Origin of the sequence: Micromonospora sp. NBC_01655 (genome assembly GCF_026339755.1) — a bacterium.
In the GTDB taxonomy this organism is placed as follows: domain Bacteria; phylum Actinomycetota; class Actinomycetes; order Mycobacteriales; family Micromonosporaceae; genus Micromonospora.
Genome location: NZ_JAPEQF010000001.1, coordinates 3488390 through 3507746, shown reverse-complemented (window position 1 = coordinate 3507746; position 19357 = coordinate 3488390). Strand labels below are relative to the sequence as shown.

General features: G+C 72.7%; 16 protein-coding genes. 8 read left to right on the top strand and 8 right to left on the bottom strand.

The window, feature by feature from the left end; genetic code table 11:
• Positions 1–257 precede the first annotated feature (257 nt).
• Positions 258–2714 (bottom strand): tetratricopeptide repeat protein, encoded by a 2457-nt coding sequence (locus OOK41_RS16230; RefSeq protein WP_266265776.1) that lies wholly within the window; start codon positions 2712–2714, stop codon positions 258–260.
• A 380-nt stretch (positions 2715–3094) separates the two neighbouring features.
• Here OOK41_RS16230 and OOK41_RS16225 point away from each other — a divergent pair, with 380 nt between their 5' ends.
• The 4 genes from OOK41_RS16225 (at position 3095) to OOK41_RS16210 (ending at position 5985) form a co-directional block, all read left to right on the top strand.
• The gene (locus tag OOK41_RS16225) at positions 3095–3301 is read left to right on the top strand and encodes a hypothetical protein (RefSeq protein WP_266265775.1); all 207 of its coding nucleotides are present in this window, start codon (positions 3095–3097) and stop codon (positions 3299–3301) included.
• Positions 3286–3621, top strand: coding sequence for a hypothetical protein (locus OOK41_RS16220; RefSeq protein ID WP_266265774.1), 336 nt, complete (start codon positions 3286–3288; stop codon positions 3619–3621). The genes OOK41_RS16225 and OOK41_RS16220 overlap by 16 nt, the downstream gene beginning before the upstream one ends.
• A complete protein-coding gene (locus OOK41_RS16215) occupies positions 3618–4850 on the top strand; it encodes an ATP-grasp domain-containing protein (RefSeq protein WP_266265773.1) in 1233 nt (410 codons plus the stop codon). The genes OOK41_RS16220 and OOK41_RS16215 overlap by 4 nt, the downstream gene beginning before the upstream one ends.
• 157 nt (positions 4851–5007) lie before the next feature.
• Positions 5008–5985, top strand: a complete 978-nt coding sequence (locus OOK41_RS16210; protein WP_266265772.1) for a hypothetical protein — start codon at positions 5008–5010, stop codon at positions 5983–5985.
• An 89-nt stretch (positions 5986–6074) separates the two neighbouring features.
• On the opposite strand, the gene OOK41_RS16205 is transcribed toward OOK41_RS16210, so the two are convergent.
• From OOK41_RS16205 to OOK41_RS16195, 3 genes are all read right to left on the bottom strand, one after another.
• The gene (locus tag OOK41_RS16205) at positions 6075–6764 is read right to left on the bottom strand and encodes a hypothetical protein (RefSeq protein WP_243639864.1); all 690 of its coding nucleotides are present in this window, start codon (positions 6762–6764) and stop codon (positions 6075–6077) included.
• A gap of 866 nt (positions 6765–7630) precedes the next feature.
• Positions 7631–9274 carry an MDR family MFS transporter gene (locus OOK41_RS16200; protein WP_117669820.1) on the bottom strand — a complete coding sequence of 548 codons (1644 nt, stop codon included), beginning with the start codon at positions 9272–9274 and terminating at the stop codon, positions 7631–7633.
• Positions 9271–9738, bottom strand: coding sequence for a MarR family winged helix-turn-helix transcriptional regulator (locus OOK41_RS16195; RefSeq protein ID WP_243639865.1), 468 nt, complete (start codon positions 9736–9738; stop codon positions 9271–9273). The genes OOK41_RS16200 and OOK41_RS16195 overlap by 4 nt, the downstream gene beginning before the upstream one ends.
• Positions 9739–9847: 109 nt before the next feature.
• Between OOK41_RS16195 and OOK41_RS16190 the strand changes: the two genes are divergently transcribed.
• Positions 9848–10465 carry a TetR/AcrR family transcriptional regulator gene (locus OOK41_RS16190; RefSeq protein ID WP_117669821.1) on the top strand — a complete coding sequence of 206 codons (618 nt, stop codon included), beginning with the start codon at positions 9848–9850 and terminating at the stop codon, positions 10463–10465.
• 35 nt (positions 10466–10500) lie between these two features.
• On the opposite strand, the gene OOK41_RS16185 is transcribed toward OOK41_RS16190, so the two are convergent.
• From OOK41_RS16185 to mmsA, 4 genes are all read right to left on the bottom strand, one after another.
• Positions 10501–11766: an ROK family protein gene (locus tag OOK41_RS16185; protein ID WP_266265769.1), complete on the bottom strand. Its 1266-nt coding sequence runs from the start codon at positions 11764–11766 to the stop codon at positions 10501–10503.
• Between the two features lie 111 nt (positions 11767–11877).
• Positions 11878–12981 (bottom strand): sugar-binding protein, encoded by a 1104-nt coding sequence (locus tag OOK41_RS16180; RefSeq protein ID WP_117669823.1) that lies wholly within the window; start codon positions 12979–12981, stop codon positions 11878–11880.
• A 53-nt stretch (positions 12982–13034) separates the two neighbouring features.
• On the bottom strand, positions 13035–14330 hold the full coding sequence (mmsB, locus tag OOK41_RS16175; RefSeq protein ID WP_266265766.1) for a multiple monosaccharide ABC transporter permease: 1296 nt from the start codon (positions 14328–14330) through the stop codon (positions 13035–13037).
• Positions 14327–15874, bottom strand: coding sequence for a multiple monosaccharide ABC transporter ATP-binding protein (gene mmsA, locus OOK41_RS16170; RefSeq protein ID WP_266265764.1), 1548 nt, complete (start codon positions 15872–15874; stop codon positions 14327–14329). Before mmsA ends, mmsB begins: the two co-directional genes overlap by 4 nt.
• A 437-nt stretch (positions 15875–16311) precedes the next feature.
• Here mmsA and OOK41_RS16165 point away from each other — a divergent pair, with 437 nt between their 5' ends.
• From OOK41_RS16165 to gmd, 3 genes are all read left to right on the top strand, one after another.
• Positions 16312–16863, top strand: a complete 552-nt coding sequence (locus OOK41_RS16165) for an NUDIX domain-containing protein (protein ID WP_266265763.1) — start codon at positions 16312–16314, stop codon at positions 16861–16863.
• 124 nt (positions 16864–16987) lie between these two features.
• On the top strand, positions 16988–18205 hold the full coding sequence (locus tag OOK41_RS16160) for a class I SAM-dependent methyltransferase (protein WP_266265761.1): 1218 nt from the start codon (positions 16988–16990) through the stop codon (positions 18203–18205).
• Positions 18206–18235: 30 nt separating this feature from the next.
• The gene (gene gmd / locus OOK41_RS16155) at positions 18236–19273 is read left to right on the top strand and encodes a GDP-mannose 4,6-dehydratase (protein ID WP_266265759.1); all 1038 of its coding nucleotides are present in this window, start codon (positions 18236–18238) and stop codon (positions 19271–19273) included.
• Positions 19274–19357 lie beyond the last annotated feature (84 nt).

Below are 19357 nucleotides of genomic sequence, written 5' to 3'. Positions count from 1 at the left end.
GGGAGCCATCTGTGCGAACACCCAATCCGGCGCGGCGCCGCCGCCCGCCGTCCGGCGTCCCGCGGTGCGCCTCCCCCGGCGACCCGCCGCCCGTTCCCGGGCTGCGGAGCAGGGGAAACCCTGTGCCGGCACCGGCCCGCTCGGCGTCCGGCGTCCGGGAATCCGCCGGACGGGCCGCGCTTGCGTCATCGTTCAGGCTGGGGCACCGGTCGCTGTGCCGGGTCCCACCGGGCGCGGCGACCGGTGTGCGGGCGGGCTCAGGGGGTTCCCCGGGCCCCGGGGCCGAGCCTGGCCCGGACCTGTTCGGCGTCCGGGTGACCGAGCCGGTCGAGGATGTCGGCCGCCCGGCACCAGGCGGTGCCGGCGGCCCCGGGATCCCCGGCGGCGTGGCGGGTGTCGCCCAGGTGCGTCAGCGTGGTGGCCTCGAAGTAGCGCTCGCCGGCCTCCCGCCAGAGCGCGAGCGCGCGCTCGTAGCAGTCGACGGCCTCGGGGGCCTCACCGAGGTGGTGGTGCGCGTAGCCGAGGCTGTCCCAGGCGTGGGCCTCCCAGTACCGGTTGCCGGTGCGCTGCTGCTGGGCGAGGGCCCGCCGGCAGTAGTCGAGCGCCCGCCGGTGGTCCCCGAGCTGGATGTGGTACCAGCCGATGTTGTTGAGCGCGTTGCCCTGACCGGAGGCGTGGCCCGCGGCCTCGAACAGGTCGAAGGCGCGCTGCGCGTGTTCGAGGGCCTGCCGGGGCCGGCCCTGCCGTTCGGCCAGGATGCCGAGATTGAGCTGGGTCCGGGCGCTGCCGACGTGGTCGCCGAGCGCACCGTGCAGGTCGAGGGCCTGCTCCAGATGCGTACGGGCCTCGTCGTGGGCGCCCAGCCGCAGGCACGCCACGGCGCGGTTGCGGTGCGCCCGGGCCTGGCCGGTGCGGTCGCCCGCCTGCGCGGCGGCGCGCAGCGCCAACTGCTGCGCGGTGGACTGGTCCTGCCAGGCCCCCACCCGGTCGAGGTAGGTGTTGACGCTCCAGGCGAGTTGCCAGGCGTGGGTCCCGAAGCCGTTGCCGGCGGCGAGGGCGACGGCGGCGAGCAGCACCCGGTGCTCGGCGGTGAGCCAGGCCCACGCCTCGTCGCGGTCACGCAGGCCCGGCAGCGCCGCGCCGGGTTCCGCCGCCGGCAGGTCGATGTGGTCGCGGTGCCGGTACAGCAGCAGGTCCGCGGCGTGGGCGGTGTGCAGGTAGTGGTCGAGCAGCCGGCGCAGCGCGGCCCGCCGCCCGGGTTCGGGGTCGGTGGTCCGGGCCAGCTCGGCGGCGTAGGCGGCGAGGAGGTCGTGCAGGGCGTACCGGCCGGGGGTGGGCTCGGCCAGCAGGTTCGCCCGGGTCAGGGTCGCCAGCCGCCCCCGCACCCGCGCGACGGACGTGGCCGCCAGGCTGGCGGCGGCCGCGACGGAGAGATCCGGGCCCGGGTGCAGCCCGAGCAGCCGGAACAGCGCCGCCGCCGCCGGCTCCAGGCCCTGGTACGACCAGGACAGCACCGACCGGACGTCGACGGCGGCCTCCCCGCCGGCGAACCCGTCGAGGCTGCCCCGCGTGTCGTCCAGCTCGTCGGCGAGCCGGGCGAGCCGGAACTCCGGGTGGGTGGCGGCCCGCGCGGCGACGACGGCCAGGGCCAGCGGCAGTCCCGCCGACGCCGCGACGATCCGGTCCACCGCGTCCGGCTCGGCGGCCACCCGGGCCGCGCCGAGGCGTCGGGACAGCAGTTGCCGGGCCTCGGCGGCGGACAGCAGGTCCAGGGCAATCGGGTGGGCACCCTGGGCCGCGACGAGGCCCGGCAGCCGGTGCCGGCTGGTCACCACCACCAGGCAGCCCGGCGACCCGGGCAACAGCGGTCTCACCTGGTCGGTGTCGCGCGCGTTGTCCAGCAGCACCAGCATCCGCCGGCCGGCCAGCAGGCTGCGGAAGAGCCCGGCCTGGGCGGCGAGTCCGGTCGGGATCCGCTCCGGCGGCACCGCGAGCGCCTCCAGGAAGCCGCCCAGCGCCTCCGCCGGGTTCGTCGTCGTCCCGTCCGGGTCGAACCCGCGCAGGTTGACGTAGAGCTGCCCGTCCGGGAACCGGCCGGCCACCTGGTGTGCCCAGTGCACGGCGAGGGCGGTCTTGCCGACCCCCGCCGTCCCGCCGATCGCGGAGATCAGTACCGGGCCCGACGCGTCGGCCGGGTCGGCCAGCAGCGCGGTCAGCGCGGCGAGCTGGGGGGTGCGCCCCACGAAGTGCCGCGCCGCCGCGGGCAGTTGCCGGGGCACCACCCACTGTCCGGGCGTCCGCCGGTCCCGGCCGACCGCCTCGGCCGGCTGCTCGGCCCGCGCGGCCCGGGTCCGGCGGCCGAGTTCGGCCCGGGCCGCGCCGCCGAGCCGGGCGCCGGCCCGAGCGGCGTCCGCCGCCCGCAACAGGCGCCAGTGCGCGTCCTCCCACCGGGCGAGCTCCGTCAGCTCCGCCGGCAGCCGGGCGCCGATCTGCTCGGCGTGGGCGCGGCAGGCGCCGACGTACGCCACGACGAAGTCCCACTCGGGCAGGGACTTGGCGTTGAGCTTGTCGCTGAGGGTGGACCGGGCGAGCGGTCGCCCCAGCCCGGCGGCGACCGCGACCAGTGTGTTCAACGACGGTCCCCCGGCGAGCGTCCGAAGCCGCCTGAGCTCGTCGACGAACTCCACGAGCGCCTCCCGACCGGGCTCCCCCACGCCCCACCTCCCCGACGCACCGACGAGCTTCGATGAGCTGGGGTCAGGGTAGCCAATCGGGGCCGGCGCCGTCCCGACCGCCGGGGCCCGCCGAGGAATGGTCGGCCACCGCCGCCCGGCGCCCCGCCGACGGGGTCCGCCCGCCACGGTGGACGGGCCGCCGGACACGCTGCGGTCCCGGGCGGCCCGGCAGCCCGGTGGGACGGCCACTCACCGGAGGCGGCGATCGCGTCGGGACGGGCGGGCCTGCGGAACAGCGGACAGCGCGGCCCGCCCGGAGCCGCTACCGTGGACGGTGTCCCGGTGGTGTGGTGCTTCCCAGTTCCCTGACGAACCTGCTGGCGGCCCGCCCGGTGCCGCCCTGGCCCCGAGGATCCGCGATGAGTGACCAGAATGCCGGCAGTCCTTTCGTCGGGTTCGTGCTGATGGCCGGGTTCACCTCCGGCGACCCGGTCAACGGCGTGCTGTCGCGCAGCCAGGGCAAGCCCTCCTCGCACGCCTGGTTCGGCCACGAGGTGCAGGGCCGGGACGGCTACGCGCGGGTGATCTACGGCGCCCGAGCCTCGATCGTGTGCTGCACCGGCTGACCGGGGCGTCGAGCGTGCCGCTGACCGTGCCGGTGGCCAACCGCCCCGAGCCGCGCTTCGACGAGGTGGTCGGGGGGTTCGCCCACGCGCCCTGGCTCGTCGTGCCGGTCCGGGGCGCGGAGTCGTTCGACGCGCTGGTCGGGTGGACGGCGCGGGCGGCCTGGCAGGTTCTGGCCCGGCAGTCGGTGCCGTTGGCGGTGCAGAGCGAGGCGCTCGGGACGGCGTTCGTCGGCAGTCCGCCCCGGGGCTACCTGTCCATGCTGGACCTGGCCGCGCCGGATACCCCGCTGCCCCGCCACGACGAAGGAGGCCCGACATGAAACCCCAGCTTCTGCTGGTGACCCCCGGCGGACAGTGGTTCCGGGAGTACCTGCTGAGCAGCATCGCTCAGGAGTACCGGGTGCACCTGTTCTGCGACCGGGAACCGGCCTGGGATCGGGCGTACCTGCACGGCTGGACGGTGCTGGACACCCTCGACGCGGACGCCATGACCGCCGCCGCCCGCGCCGTGTCGGCCGGGGACCGCGTCGACGGGGTGCTCTGCTGGGACGAGACCCGGGTCCTGGGCGCCGCGCGGGTGGCCGAGGCGCTCGGGCTGCCGGGCGGCGACCCCGAGGTGGTGGGCCGCTGCCGGGACAAGCACCGTACCCGGCTGGCGCTGGCCGCCCGCAACGTGCCGCAGCCACGCTCGCTGCCGGTCGCCGACGTCGACGCGGCGCTGGCCGCCGGCCGGTCGACCGGCTACCCGGCCGTGTTGAAGCCCCGCGCGCTGGGCGGCAGCATCGGGGTGACGGTGGTGCGCTCGCCGGCGGAGGTGGCCGCCGGGTTCGCGATCGCCGACACCGGCCACGCCGCGCTGCCCGAGGTCCCCGCCGACGACTGGGGGATCCTGTGGGAGGAGTACGCCGACGGGCCGGAGATCAGCGTCGACGCGGCGGTGTTCCGGGGCGAGGTGCGGCCGATCTGCGTGGGCCACAAGCAGCTCGGCTTCGCGCCGTTCTGCGAGGAGGTCGGCCACCTCGTCGACGGCGCCGACCCGTTGCTGACCGATCCGGAGCTGCTCGCCGTGCTGCGGGACACCCACGCCGCACTCGGTTTCACCGACGGTATGACGCACACCGAGCTGCGGCTGACCGCCGCCGGCCCGCGGGTGATCGAAGTCAACGCGCGCATCGGCGGCGACCTGATCCCGTACCTCGGGCTGCTCGTCGGCGGGACCGACCCGGGGCTGGCGGCGGCGGCGATCGCCTGCGGCCGACAGCCGCGCCTGGTGTCGTCGGCAGCCCGGGTCGCGGCGGTCCAGTTCTTCTACCCGGAGCGCGACGACACGGTCGTCGGGTCGGTGCGCGTCGACGGTGGCCTGCCGCCCGGGGTCGACCGGTTCGTCGTGCTGGCCGAGCCGGGTGCCACGCTGTCGCCGCCGCCGCGGGGCACGATGGTGGGCCGGGTCGGCTACGCCACGGCCGTGGCCGACGACCGCCAGGAGTGCCTGTCGGCGCTGGACGCGGTGCGGGAGCGGCTGCGGATCCTGCCGCCGGGCGCCGCCTGACCCGTCCCGCGCCGGCACCGGCGCAGCGGCCGGCCGGGACGCCGGCCCCGCCGGACGATGGTGCACTGTGGACGGTCGGTGGTGCGGCGGTTTCCGGGCGGGGGCATGATTCCGTGAGCCGGCCGACCGCGCCGGCGATCCACTAGGGAGCTCGCCCATGCATCTGACTCATCCGACGAGGTGGCTGAACCGCCTGCTCGTGCTCGTCCTCGCCGCGTCCGTGCTGGCGGCGCCGGCCGGCACGGCGGCGCCCGCGCAGGCCGGCGTCCGGCTGCAGGCCGCCCCGGCGACCGACTGGACCGCCGTGCCGGGTGCGGCGGGGGCGCGGTCCGGCCCGGCGGCGGTGGTGTACGGCGGCGAGCTGCACCTGTTCGTCCGCACCACCAACGGCAAGATCAAAACCAACCGGCTCTCGCTGTCGGCGGGAACCTGGACCGGCTGGACCGCCGTGCCCGGCACGACCAACGCCGCCAGCGCCCCCGCCGCCACCGTCTACGGCGGCGAACTGCACCTGTTCGTCCGCACCACCAACGGCACGGTACGGGTCAACCGGCTCTCGCTGTCGGCGGGAACCTGGACCGGCTGGACCACCGTGCCCGGCACCACCAACGCCGCCAGCGCCCCCGCCGCCACCGTCTACGGCGGCGAACTGCACCTGTTCGTCCGCACCACCAACGGCACGGTACGGGTCAACCGGCTCTCGCTGTCGGCGGGAACCTGGACCGGCTGGACCGCCCTGCCCGGCACCACCAACGCCGCCAGCGCCCCCGCCGCCACCGTCTACGGCGGCGAACTGCACCTGTTCGTCCGCACCACCAACGGCAAGATCAAAACCAACCGGCTCTCGCTGTCGGCAGGAACCTGGACCGGCTGGACGGCCGTGCCCGGCCAGGCCGGCGCGGGCTCCGCACCCGCCGCCACCGGCTACGGCGGCGAACTGCGCCTCTTCGTCCGCGCCGCCAACGGCACGCTGCGTGCCAACCGGCTGAAGGCGGGGACCTGGTCCGGCTGGACGGCGGCACCCGGCCCGGCCGGCGCGGCCTCCGCACCCGCCGCCACCGGCTACGGCGGCGAACTGCGCCTCTTCGTCCGGGGCGCGGGGAACCGGGTCTACCAGGCGCGCGTCGACGGGTAGCGGACCCGCTGCGGGGCCGGGCGTCGTGCTGTCGCCCGAACCGGGGAGGGGTCGGTGTCCCGCCCCTCCCCGGTGTCCGGCGGGCCGACTCAGGACAGGAACTTGTCCAGGGCCGCCTCGATGGTGCCGCTGTCCGGCGCGGCGTACGACTTCATGGTGGTCTTGTTGTAGGAGATGAAGCTCGGGCAACGGGTCGCCGGCGCGCTCACGGTGCCGCCGTCGCCGATCTTCTCGGCGGTCTTCGCCGCGTAGAACGTCAGCGTGTAGCGCGAGGAGATGTAGGAGATGGTCACGGTCTTGCCCGCGCTGTCCTTGTAGTCGCACATCTTGGGCGCGCCCTCGCTGCCGTCGACGACCTTCAGGCAGCCGACCACCGACACCGTCTCGTAGTCGGCCGACTTGGCGTAGTACGGCTTGTTCGAGCTCACCGACTTCGACGACCAGGACGACGGCCGGTCGGGGGAGTTCGAGAAGGCGTAGGCCTTGGCGCCGGACGGGCCGTTGTACGGCGCCGCGTTCAGGATCGGGCTACCGTCGCAGACCGAGGACAGCTCGCTGGAGTAGCGGGCGGTCACCGCGTTGTTGTTGTTGTTCGGCTGCTCCTGCGACTCGGACTGCTGCGGCGTCGGCGAGGTGTCCGTGCCGCTCGGCTGCGGGTCGCCGGTGGGGGTCACGGGCCCGGACGCGATCGGCTTGGGGTCCTCGTCGTCCCCGCCGACGAGGAGGAACCCGATGCCGGTGCCGCACAGCGCGAGCAGCACGACCACGGCGGCGCCCACGGACAGTCCGACGATCAGACCCCGGTTCGACTTCTGCGGCGGCGGCACGGGGGCGGCGAACTGCGGCGGCTGCGGCTGGCCGTAGCCGGGGTATCCGCCCGGCTGAGCCGGCGGGGCCGGCGGCCCGCTCCACGGAGTGACGTTCGGGTCCGGCTGCCCTCCGTATGGAGGGTGACTGTGGGTCATCTGTAGCCCTTATCGCTGTCGATGGGTGCCCAGGCACAAGAACATGAACAGGGTAGTGAGCGGAGCAAAACCAGGGGACCTGCCGGTGACCGCGGCGGGCCACCGCCGACCCGGCCGGACCGCAATCCGTCACTCTGTGCGGAGACGACGAGCCGTTCCGTGTCCGACCCGGGTGCCACCGCAGGGGCGACGCAGACCCGGCGATGCCCGCTGGTAAAGGGAATCCGTCCCGTGGGAGCGTTCGCCGGGGGCCCTCGGCGGGCGGGTTGCGGGCTGTGACGAAAGTTACTGGGCCGAATGCCGCAGCGCACGCCGTCACCGCAGCCGCGCCCGCTGCCGCGCGACGCGGCGGGACGCCCCCCGACACCGGGCCCGGACCGGACCGGTGGGGGCGCCCCGGGACGTGGCGGAGAACCGGCGGGCGACCCACCTTGTACGCCACGAACAGCACGGCCACGAGCGTCAGCTCGCGCGTCGCCCGGCGCAGCGGGCCGCCCCGCCGGACGGGTGCCGCGCGCGGGGCCGGTACGGCCTCGGCAGTCTCCACAGGTCCCTCGACTCGGTCACGGCCGTGGTGGGACGGCCCTCGCTGGACGGATCAGCCCCGGATGCCCGCCCGGCGCCCCGCACAGGCCGGGGCCGCCCCCGTCGTCGGACGGCGGCGGCCCCGGTGGAGTGCGTCAGGCGCCGGCGGGCGGGCGCCTCGTCCCCGCGGCGTCGACGCTCACCTGGTCGAAGGCGGGCGCACCGTCGACGGCGTCGGCGGCGACGGCCGCCGACCTCGCCGGGTCGGGCAGGTCGAGGCTCGTGCGCAGGGCGACCGGCTTGAGCAGGAGCGCCGCGATGATGCCGACCACGGCGATGGCGGCGGAGATGAGGAAGATGTGCCCGGTGGCGTCGCCGTACGCCGCGCGGACGATGTTCTCCACGGGCGCGGGCAGGACGTCGAGGTTGAGGCTTCCTCCGCCCGCGCTGCCGGAGGCGGGGATCCCCGCGGCGGTGAGGTCGTGGGTGATCTGGTCGCTGACCCGGCGGGCGAGGATGGCGCCGAGCACGGAGACGCCGATGGTGCCGCCGAGGGACCGGAAGAACGCGACGGTGGAGCTGGCCGCGCCGATGTCCCTGAGCGCCACGGTGTTCTGCACGGCGAGGACGAGGTTCTGCATGGTCATGCCGACGCCGGTGCCGACGATGAACATGGCCGCGCCGACCAGGACCAGCGACGTCTCGTGGTCGATGGTGCCGAGCATGGCGAACCCGATGACGAGGACGACCGCTCCGAACACGATGTACGGCTTGATCTTCCCGCTCTTGGTGATCATGCGACCGGCGACGATGGACGAGCCGAGGACGCCGGCCATCATCGGAATGGTGAGCAGGCCCGCCTCGGTGGGGCTGTAGCCGCGCCCGATCTGGAAGTACTGGCCGAGGAAGACCGCGCCACCGAACATGGCCATGCCGACCGCGAGGCTGCCGAGGATCGCGAGGGCGGTGGTGCGTTCCCGGACGATGCTGAGCGGGACGACCGGCTCGGCCGCCCGCGACTCGACCCAGGTCGCCAGGGCGAGCAGGAGCACCGCGCCGCCGACCATCGCGGCGCTCTGCCAGGAGAGCCAGGCGAACGAGCTGTCGACGAACGAGATCCAGATCAGCAGCACACTGACGCCGGCGGCGATCAGGCTCGCGCCCAGATAGTCGATCTTGACGTTCTCGCGCCGGACGGTGGGCAGGCGCAGGGTGATCTGGAGCAGGAGCAGCGCGATCACGGCGACGGGCACGCCGACGAAGAAGCACCAGCGCCAGCCGAGCCAGGACGTGTCGACGATGAGACCGCCGAGCAGGGGCCCGCCGACCGTCGCGACGGCCATCACGCCACCGAGGTAGCCGTTGTACCGGCCGCGCTCGCGCGGCGGGATCATCGCCGCGATGGCGACCTGGACGAGCGCCTGCAGGCCGCCGACGCCGATGCCCTGGAACGCGCGGGCGGCGATGAGCTGGCCGGCGCTCTGCGCGAAGCCGGCGACCACCGAGCCGACCAGGAAGACGACGATGGCGACCTGCACCAGGGTCTTCTTGTTGAACAGGTCGGCCAGCTTGCCCCAGATCGGGGTGGTGGCCGTCGCGGTGAGCAGGGTGGCGGTGACCACCCAGGTGTACTGGGTCTGGGTGCCGTTCAGCGCCCCGATGATCTTCGGCAGCGCCGTCGAGACGACGGTGCCGCTCAGCATGGCGACGAAGAGCACCAGCAGCAGGCCGCTGAGTGCCTCCAGCGTCTGCCGGTGGGTCATCGGCGCGTCTGCCGCCGTCGTGGTGGGTGCGCTCATCGCGCGTCCTCCAGGTTGTCGTTGGTTGCGAGGGCGACCTCGAGGTCACGGGTGAACCGGCCGAGCGCGGCGCACAGCGCCGCCACCTCGCCGGGGGTCCAGTCGGCGAGCGCCCGCTCGAGCAGCTCGCCGTACCAGCCGTGGGCGTCGGCGAGGGCGGCCTTGCCCGCCGAGGTGACGGCCAGCCAGGTGGCCCGCCGGTCGGCCGGGTCGGCACGCCGCTCGACCAGGGCGTGCGAGACGAGCGAGGCGACGGCGCGGCTGACGGTCGACGGGTCGAGCCCGGTGCGGACGGCCAGTTCCCGGGCGTGGCAGCCGGTGGGGTGCTGGTCGAGCTGGACGAGCATGCCGACCAGGCCGAGCGGCACGGCCGGCCGGTCGTCGGCACGCCGTTGCTTGATCATCCGGATGCTCTTGAGCAGGTCGTACATCCGCATCCCGAGTTCACGGGCGGTGGTTTCCACGCCTGCCCTCCCGACGTCGATGGTTGCCGCACGCAACTATCCGCCAATCTTGCGCACAGCGCAAGATTGCGCATTGAGAAGTAAGTCACCACGGCGTAGCCTGACCACCATGGACGAGGCCGCCGGGCTCCGGGAACGCAAGAAGGCCGCCACCCGCCTCGCCCTGCACCAGGCGGCCCTGCGCCTGGCCGCCGAGGAGGGCATCGACCGGGTGACCGTCGAGGCGATCGCCGACGCCGCCAACGTCTCCCGGCGCACGTTCTCCAACTACTTCTCCAGCAAGGAGGAGGCGATCTTCCACGGCGACACCGCGCGGCTGCGCCGGATGCTGGAGCTGATCCGGGACCAGCCGACCGACGAGCGGCCGTGGACGGTGCTCAGCCGCGCGGCGGAGCGCCTCACCATCGAGGTGTACGGCGACCCGGCGCCGGGCTGGCTGGCCCAACGCCGGCGGGTGCGTGGGCACCCGGGCCTGCTCGCCCACCAGGTGGCGGCGTACACGACGGTCGAGCGGGAGCTGGCCGCGGAGCTGACGCGCCGGCTGACCGGACCGGACGCGGCGCTGCGGGCCCGGGTCCTGGCGGCGACCTGCCTGGCCACCCTGCGCGTCGCCGTCCAGCAGTGGATCGAGCACCCGGACGGTCCGCTGCTCGACACGATCCGGACCGCGCTCGCCGCGGCGGCACCCGCGCCGGACACCGCAGGCCCGGCAACCGGCCCCGGCTGACGGCCGCCCCGTCGGTGCGGGCGGGCGGGCGACGGTCAGGCCGGGGCGGGGCCCGTCCCCGACCGGCCCGTGGCCCCGACGTTCAGCGGGTCCGCCAGCAGCCTGGCGAAGGCCAGCTCGGCGGCGCCGATCAGGGCGGCGTCGCGGCCGAGCGCCGCCACCCGCAGCCGCACGTGCTCACGGAAGGCGGGCAGCGCCATGGTGTCCAGGCGGCGGCGGACGGTGTCCGCCCCGGCGGCGTAGAGGTCGCGCAGTGAGCCGCCGAACACCACCATGTCCGGATTGGCCACGTTCACGAGGTTGGCCACGCCGAAGCCGAGCCAGTCGGCGACCTGCCGCACCGCCACCTGGGCGGCGCGGTCGCCGCCGGCCGCCGCGCGCAGGGCCTCGACGACCGCCGGGAGCCCGCCCGGCTCCCGGCCGGCGTGCCGCAGCAGCGCCGCCCCACCGACCTCGGTCTCCCAGCAGCCGCGTGAGCCGCAGCCGCAGGGCAGGCCGTACGGGTTGACCACCATGTGGCCGACCTTGCCGCCGTGCCCCCGGTGGCCGACCACCAGCCGGCCGCCGACGATGATGCCGGCGCTGACCCCGAGGTCACCGTGCAGGTAGACGAGATCGTTGACGCCCACCGCCACGCCCCGGACGTGTTCGGCCACGGCGGCGATGTCGGCCAGGTCCCCGGCGACGAGGCCCGGTCCCGCGGCGAGTTCGGCCTCGAACGCGGCGCGCAGCGCCTCGTCGGGGCCGCCGATCCGGATCCTCCCGTCGGGGTCGCGGGTCGTGTCGGTCACCGCGACCGCGCCGCCCACCAGCAGCGCGTCCCCGGTGACCGCGCGCCCCATGTCGCGGACGAGGCCGGCCAGCGGGCCGACCGCGTCGAAGGCCGGCATCCCGCCGGGCCTTTCGGCCTCGCGCAGGTCGAGGATGCGACCGCCGAGGCCGACGCGGGCGGCGCGCAGCCGGTCCGCCTCGACGCTCAACGCGAACACGTACACCTGCGTCGAGCGGGGGTGCACCACCAGCGACGGTCGGCCGGCGCGGTGGGCGGCGGTCGGCGCCTCCTCGGTGACCAGCCCGGCGGCGGCGAGGTCGGCCGCGAGCGCCCCGATGGTGCTGCGGTTGAGGCCGAGCCGGCCGGTCAGCTCCGCCCGGGAGGTCGGGCCGTGCACGTGGACGTGGCGCAGGACGGCGCCGAGGTTCCGCCGGCGGGTCTCCTCCTGGGTCACGCCGGGCGTCCCCGCCGCGGGAAGCTCCGGGTCTCGGCCGACCCGCGCCTGCCCGGCCCGGCTGGGTGTCGCCACGGTCGGGCCTCCTCCCCGGGGTCGGCGTCGGCGTCGCTGCTGGACGCCGTTACGGCGAAGGGCCCCGGAAGTGAACTCCGGGACCCTTCGCCGCTGGCTACCTCGCGGTGCTCACTTGGTGAGCGGCGCGAGCTTCGGGTCGTTCGCGTAGGCCTCGGCCGCGTTGGCCTTGGTGACGGCGACCGGCGGGAGCAGGTACGTGTCGACGACCTTGCTGCCGTTGTTGTAGGACTTGGTGTCGTTCACCTCGGGCGTGTTGCCGGCCTGCAGGGCCTTGACCATGGCGATGGTCTGCTTGACCAGGTTCCGGGTGTCCTTGTTGATCGTCATGTACTGCTCGCCGTTCATGATCGACTTGACCGACTCGACCTCGGAGTCCTGGCCGGTGACGACCGGGATCGACTTGCCGGCGCCCTTGATCGAGGTGATGATCGCGCGGGCGAGGGTGTCGTTCGGGGAGAGGACGCCGTCCAGTTCCTTGTTGCCGTAGGTCGAGGTCAGCAGCTGGTCCATGCGGGCCTGCGCACCCTCGGCCTTCCAGCCCTGGATGGCGGTCTGCTTGACGTCGACCTGCTTCGAGGCGACGACGACGTTGCCCTTGTCGATCTCCGGCTTGAGCACGTCCATCGCGCCGTTGAAGAAGACCCCGGCGTTGTTGTCGTCCGGCGAGCCGGAGAAGAGCTCGATGTTGTACGGGCCGGTCGGCTTCTTGGCCTTCATGCCGTCCAGCAGGGCCTGCCCCTGGAGCTGGCCGACCTTGAAGTTGTCGAACGCCACGTAGTAGTCGAGGTCCGGGGTGTTGGTGATCAGCCGGTCGTAGGCGATGACCTTCACGCCCGCCTGGTGCGCCGCGGCGACCTGGGTCGACAGCTGCGCGGCGTCGGTCGCGCCGATGACGATGACCTTGGCACCCTTGGTGACCATGGCGGTGATCTGCGCCTGCTGGTCGGCGACCGTGGTCGACGCGCCCGCGTACTGCACGTCGCTGGAGAAGCCGGCCTCCTTCAGGCCGTTGGTGAACAGGTCACCCGCGAGGACCCAGTTCTCCGAGGTCTTGGCCGGCAGGGCCACGCCGATCAGGGAGTTGGCGGCGAAGCCCTTGGCGTTGCCGTCGGAGCCGCCACCGGGCTCCTCGTCGCGGCCGGAGCCACAGGCGGTCAGAGCCAGCGCAGCGATGGCGCCGATGGCCACCGACTTGCCGAGGAAGTTGCGCATGAGAAGTGATGCCCTTCTACGGAGGTGATACGGGAAGCGAAGGTCGGTGGGCGTCAGCCGGGCACCTTGGTACGGGCGGGCGCGTGGTCCACCTTGGGTGATGCGGTGGGAATGCCGGGTCCACGGCGGAACGAACGCGTGAGGCTGCCGATGACGGAGAACCGCCCCTGGCTCTTGTTGTAGACGTCGAGCGCGACCGCCAGCAGCAGGACCAGGCCCTTGATGATCTGGACGCGGTCGGTGCCCACGCCCAGCAGTTGCAGGCCGTTGTTGAGCACGGCCATGACCAGGCCGCCGACGATCGAGCCGCTGATGGTCCCGATGCCGCCGGAGACGGCCGCGCCACCGATGAACACCGCGGCGATCGCGTCCAGCTCCCAGCCGTTGCCGTCCTGCGGCCCGGAGGCCGCCGAACGGGCCACGAAGATCATGCCGGCCAGGGCGGCCAGGACGGACATGTTCATCATGACGAAGAAGTTGACCCGCTTGAGCTTGACGCCGGACAGCTCGGCCGCCCGGGAGTTGCCGCCCACCGCGTAGATGTGCCGGCCGCCGGCCGTGTTGCGGGTGTAGAAGGAGTACGCCAGCACCAGGGCCACCAGGATGATGCCGGAGACCGGGAAGCTGGTGCCGACGCGCCCGCTGGCGAAGCGCAGCGAGGCGAAGACGATCACGCCGATCATCACGGCCAGCCGCAGGATCGAGATCCACATCGGGGCCGGGGCGGCGTCCATCTCCCGGCGCGTCTTGCGGGCCTGGAACTCCCGCCACACCACGGCCGCGCACGCGGCCAGGCCCAGCAGCAGCGTCAGGTTGTTGTAGCCGGTGTTCGGGCCGACCTCGGGCAGGAACCCGGAGCCGATCACCCGGAAGCCCTCGGGCACCGGGATGGTGTTCGCGTTGCCGATGAACTGGTTGCCACCCCGGAACAGCAGCATGCCCGCCAGGGTGACGATGAACGCCGGCACCCCGATGTAGGCCACCCAGAAGCCCTGCCAGGCGCCGATCGCCGCGCCGATCACGAGGCCGAAGACGATGGCGAGGGGCCACGGCAGCGACCAGTCGGCCATCGCCTTGGCCACCAGGATGCCGGCGAACGCGGCGACCGAGCCGACCGACAGGTCGATGTGCCCGGCGACGATCACCATCAGCATGCCGATGGCCAGGATGAGGATGTACGAGTTCTGCTGGAACAGCGCGATCAAATTGTCCGATCGCAGGGTCAGGCCGTCGGTGAGGATCTGGAACAGGACGACGATCGCGACCAGTGTGAAGATCATCCCGAACTGGCGGGCATTGGAGGTGGTCCCTCCGAACAGGTTCTTCTGAAGGTCCTTGATACGGCTCATCGAATCTGCATCTTCTTCGTCGAGGTCATCTGCTTCATGAGGGTCTCCGGGTCCGCGTCGGCCCGGGCGATCTCGCCCGTGATGGCGCCTTCGAACACGGTGTAGATGCGGTCGCAGAGCCCGATCAGCTCAGGCAGTTCGGAGGAGATGACGACGACGCCCTTCCCCTGGTCGGCGAGCCGCTGGATGATGCCGTAGATCTCGTACTTGGCGCCCACGTCGATGCCACGGGTCGGTTCGTCGAGAATCAGCAGGTCCGGGTCCGTGAACATCCACTTCGCCAGGACGACCTTCTGCTGGTTGCCGCCGGAGAGCTTGGAGACGCCCTCGTCGACCGTCGGCGCCTTGGTCCGCAGCTCCCTGCGGTACGCCTCGGCGGCCTGGTACTGCTCGACCTCGTCGAGCACGCCGTGGTGCGAGATCTTGGACAGCTTGGCGGCCACCGTCGACGTCTTGATGTCGTCGAGCAGGTTCAGCCCGATCGCCTTGCGGTCCTCGCTGACGTACGCGAGCCCGTGGGCGATCGCGTCCGCCACCGACTTGAGCGCGATCTCCCTGCCGTCCTTGATGATCGTGCCCGACTCGTACACCCCGTAGGAGCGGCCGAAGACGCTCATGGCCAGCTCGGTGCGGCCCGCGCCCATCAGCCCGGCGAAGCCGACGATCTCGCCGCGCCGGACGACGAAGCTCTCGTTCTTGCAGACCTGACGCTCGGCGGAGATGGGATGCCGCACGGTCCAGCCGCGGACCTCGAAGAAGACCTCGCCGATCTTCGGGGTGTGGTCCGGAAAGCGGCTGCCCAGCTCGCGGCCGACCATGCCGCGCACGATCCGGTCCTCGTCGACGCCGTCGGCCCTGACGTTCAGGGTCTCGACCGTCCGGCCGTCGCGCAGGATGGTGATCTGGTCGGCGATCGCCTCGATCTCGTTCAGCTTGTGCGAGATCATGATCGAGGTGACGCCCCGGGCGCGGAAGCCGCGCAGCAGGTCCAGCAGGTGCCGGGAGTCGGCCTCGTTCAGCGCGGCGGTCGGCTCGTCCAGGATGAGCAGCTTCACGTCCTTGGCGAACGCCTTGGCGATCTCCACGAGCTGCTGCTTGCCGACCCCGATGTCCTTGATCAGGGTGTCCGGGTTCTCCGTCAGGCCGACCCGGGCCATCAGGTCCAGCGCCATCCGGTTCGCGGACTTCCAGTCGATCGCGCCCCGCCGGCGCGGCTCGTTGCCGAGAAAGATGTTCTCGGTGATCGACATGTCCGGGATGAGCGCGAGCTCCTGGTGGATGATCACGATGCCCGCGCTCTCGCTCGCGCGGATGTCGGAGAAGCGGGTCTCCGCGCCCTGGTAGACGATCCGGCCGTCGTAGGTGCCGTACGGATAGACCCCGCTGAGCACCTTCATCAGGGTGGACTTTCCCGCACCGTTCTCGCCGCAGATGGCGTGGATCTCGCCGGCGCGCACCACCAGATTGACGTCGGCGAGGGCCTTGACCCCGGGGAACTCCTTGGTGATGGAGCGCATCTCCAGGAGGATGGGCACGTCGCTCATCGTTCGCACCACCTCGCCAACGTCATGGGTGCCTCCGGAAGGGGAATGACCTTCACTCGGTTTTGTTGTTGGGGGCAACGTATTCCTGCCGAGCACCATCCGCAAGGCTCGACGAGCCCGTCGATGTAACAATCCGGTAATGCGGGGGCGGCTCGGCGCCACCCCCGCCAGCCGTCACGCCGACCCCGCCCGACCGACGCACCCACCACCGGGTGGACACCGTGGTAGTTGCACGGCAAGGTATGGACAGCTAGCTATGCGTGTGGAACAGTTGACGCGCTGCTGTCAGATCAGCACCGAGCGTTCCGAACGCCCGGCCGTGCCACCCAGTCACCCCACCCCGCGCCGGGTGTCCCCCGGCCCCTCCGACCAGGGGCCGCGCCGGGGACTCGCCACCGGGCGGAACGAACCCGTACGCCACGGCCAGGAGCGTGCCCGTGAAACCCGTGATCCACGAACTGGTGGAAGATGAGTTCACCCCCCGGGAGGTGCCCGAGTTCGGCCTGGACGAGGACGACTACGCACGGGCGCTGGACAACCTCGTGCAGGCCAACGTCGATGTCATCCCGCACACCGCCGACGGCCGGGTGCTGCTCGGCTACCGGGAGGACCTGCCGCTGCGCAACATGTTCTGGGTCTTCGGCGGCCGGATGAAGGTGGGCGAGACGCTCGCCGACAGCGCGGTTCGGGCGTTGCGGCGGGAACTCCAGCTCGACGCCGATCGGTCCCGGCTGGTCCTGAACCACACCTACAACGTCAGGTGGGGCGCCAGGAGCGTCGCCCCCGAGGAGCACGGCTTCCAGACCATGCTGACCCTGATGACGTACGAGTGCACCGACGACGAGGCCCGCTCGCTGACCCCCGCCGACCGGACCCACGGCTGGGTCCGCTGGCACTCCCGGGCGGACCTGCGGCAGCTGGAGGAGTCCGGGTCCGGCCTGCTGCACCCGTTCCTTCCCGTCGTGCTGCGCAACGCGCACCTGCTCTGACGCCGGGCCCGGCGGCGACCGGCCCGGGCGGCCGGCGACCGGTCGACCGCCGCAGGGCGTCGTCCTCCCCGGGGTGGCCGCCCCGACGCCCGGCACCCGACGAACCAGGCCGTTGGAGGCCCCTGTGATCTGCCGATCCTGTCACGCCACCGGGCTCACCGAAGTCCTCGACCTCGGCGACCAGTACCTCAGCGACTTCCGAGACGACGACTCCCGGCCGCCCCGGTGGCCGCTGGTGCTCGTGCTGTGCGAGCAGTGCGGGCTGGCCCAACTCCGCGACACCACCCCCCGCGAGCTGATGTACCACGACCGCTACGGCTTCCGGTCCGGCACCAACGAGGCGATCCGCGAGGACCTGCGGACCGTGGTGGACCACGCGCTGGACAGCCGGCCGCACGCGCGGCGGTGGCTGGACATCGCCTGCAACGACGGCACGCTGCTGTCGTTCGTGCCCGAGCGGGTGCACCGGGTCGGCGTGGACCCGGTGCGCACCTTCGCCCGGGAGTCGGGCCGGCACGCCGACCGGGTCGTGACGGACTTCTTCGACTCCCGGCACTTCCGCGCCGCGCCCGACGGGGAGTACGAGAGGTTCGACGTCGTCACCAGCGTCTCCATGTTCTACGACCTGGACGATCCGAACCACTTCGTGGCCGACGTCGCCAGGGTCCTCGCCGACGACGGGATCTGGCTGATCCAGCAGAACTACGCCCTGACCATGGTCACGCTCGGCGCGGTCGACAACGTGTGCCACGAGCACCTCACCTACTGGTCGCTGACGGCGCTGGAGAGCCTGCTGCACCGGCACGGCCTGGAGGTCAACGACGTACGGCTGTCCACCGTGAACGGCGGGTCGTTCCGCACCCTGGTCTCCCGCCGGGGCAGCCGGCCGGTCGAGGAGTCCGTGGCGCGACAGCGACGCCGCGAGGAGGAGTTCGCGCTGCACCGGCCCGAGGTCTGGCTCGGGTTCGCGGCGCGGGCGAGGAAGGCGTTCGAGAACCTGCGTCGGCTGGTCGACGAGATCAACGCCGCCGGGCAGCGCTGCTACATCTACGGCGCCAGCACCCGGGGCGGCACCATCTGGCAGGCCGCCGGCCTGGACGTGACGGACCTGCCCTTCGCCGTGGAACGCCAGGCCGCCAAGATCGGCCGCAGGATCGCCTCCATCGGCGTCCCGATCATCTCCGAGGAACAGGCGCGGTCGGACCATCCGGAGTACATGCTGGTGGCGCCGTGGTTCTTCCGGGAGGTATTCGTCGAGCGCGAACGCGCGTACCTGGAAAAGGGTGGGAAGCTGATATTCCCGTTGCCGGACCTGGAGATCGTGGGTCAGGACGGGACCTAGGCGGCCCGCTGGGGCCAACGAGGAGTTCACGTGCCACGCGCTCTCATCACGGGTGTCACCGGTCAGGACGGTCTCTATCTGGCCGAGTTGCTGATCGCCAAGGGCTACGAGGTGTTCGGTCTGGTCCGGGGCCAGAACAATCCCCGGGTCCCCCGGGTGCGGCAGATCGTCCCGTCGGTACGGCTGCTGGACGGCGACCTCCGCGACCTGCCGAGCCTGATCGGCGCCCTGGACGTCGCCCAGCCCGACGAGGTCTACAACCTGGGCGCGGTCAGCTACGTGGGGATGTCCTGGCAACAGGCCGAGCTGACGAGCGAGATCACCGGGATCGGGGTGCTGCGGATGCTGGAGGCGATCCAGATCCACACCCACAACGAGATGACCGGCGTCCGCTTCTACCAGGCGTCCAGCTCGGAGATGTTCGGCAAGGTCCGCGAGGTCCCGCAGACCGAAGCGACCCCATTCCACCCCCGCTCGCCGTACGGGGTCGCGAAGGTCTTCGGTCACTTCATGACCGTCAACTACCGCGAGTCGTACGGCGCCCACGCCTGCTCGGGGATCCTGTTCAACCACGAGAGCCCCCGGCGCGGCCACGAGTTCGTCACCCGGAAGGTGACCCGCGGCGTGGCCCGGATCGCCCTCGGCCTACAGGACAGGATCACCCTGGGCAACCTGGAGGCGCGCCGGGACTGGGGCTTCGCCGGCGACTACGTCGAGGCCATGTGGCTGATGCTCCAGCAGGACGAGCCGGACGACTACGTGATCGCCACCGGCGTCACCCACTCCGTACGCGACCTGCTCGACGTCGCCTTCCACCACGTCGGTATCGGGGACTGGGGCCGGCACGTCGCGCAGGACCCGCGCCTGTTCCGCCCCGCCGAGGTCGACCTGCTCGTCGGGGACGCGTCGAAGGCCCGGACCCGGCTCGGCTGGAAGCCCCGCAGCGACTTCCGCTCCCTGGTGGAGACGATGGTCGACGCCGACCTCGCCGAGGTGGGGCAGGAGTCGCACGGCCGGGCCGGGCGGTCACCGGACGACGTGGTGCGTCAGGCGGGCGGCCCCGGCTGACGCACCACGGAACCGTACGCCGGATCAGCGGGCGCCGCGCCCAACGCCCGGCACATCGGATCTTGACCGGCTGAAACCGCAGGT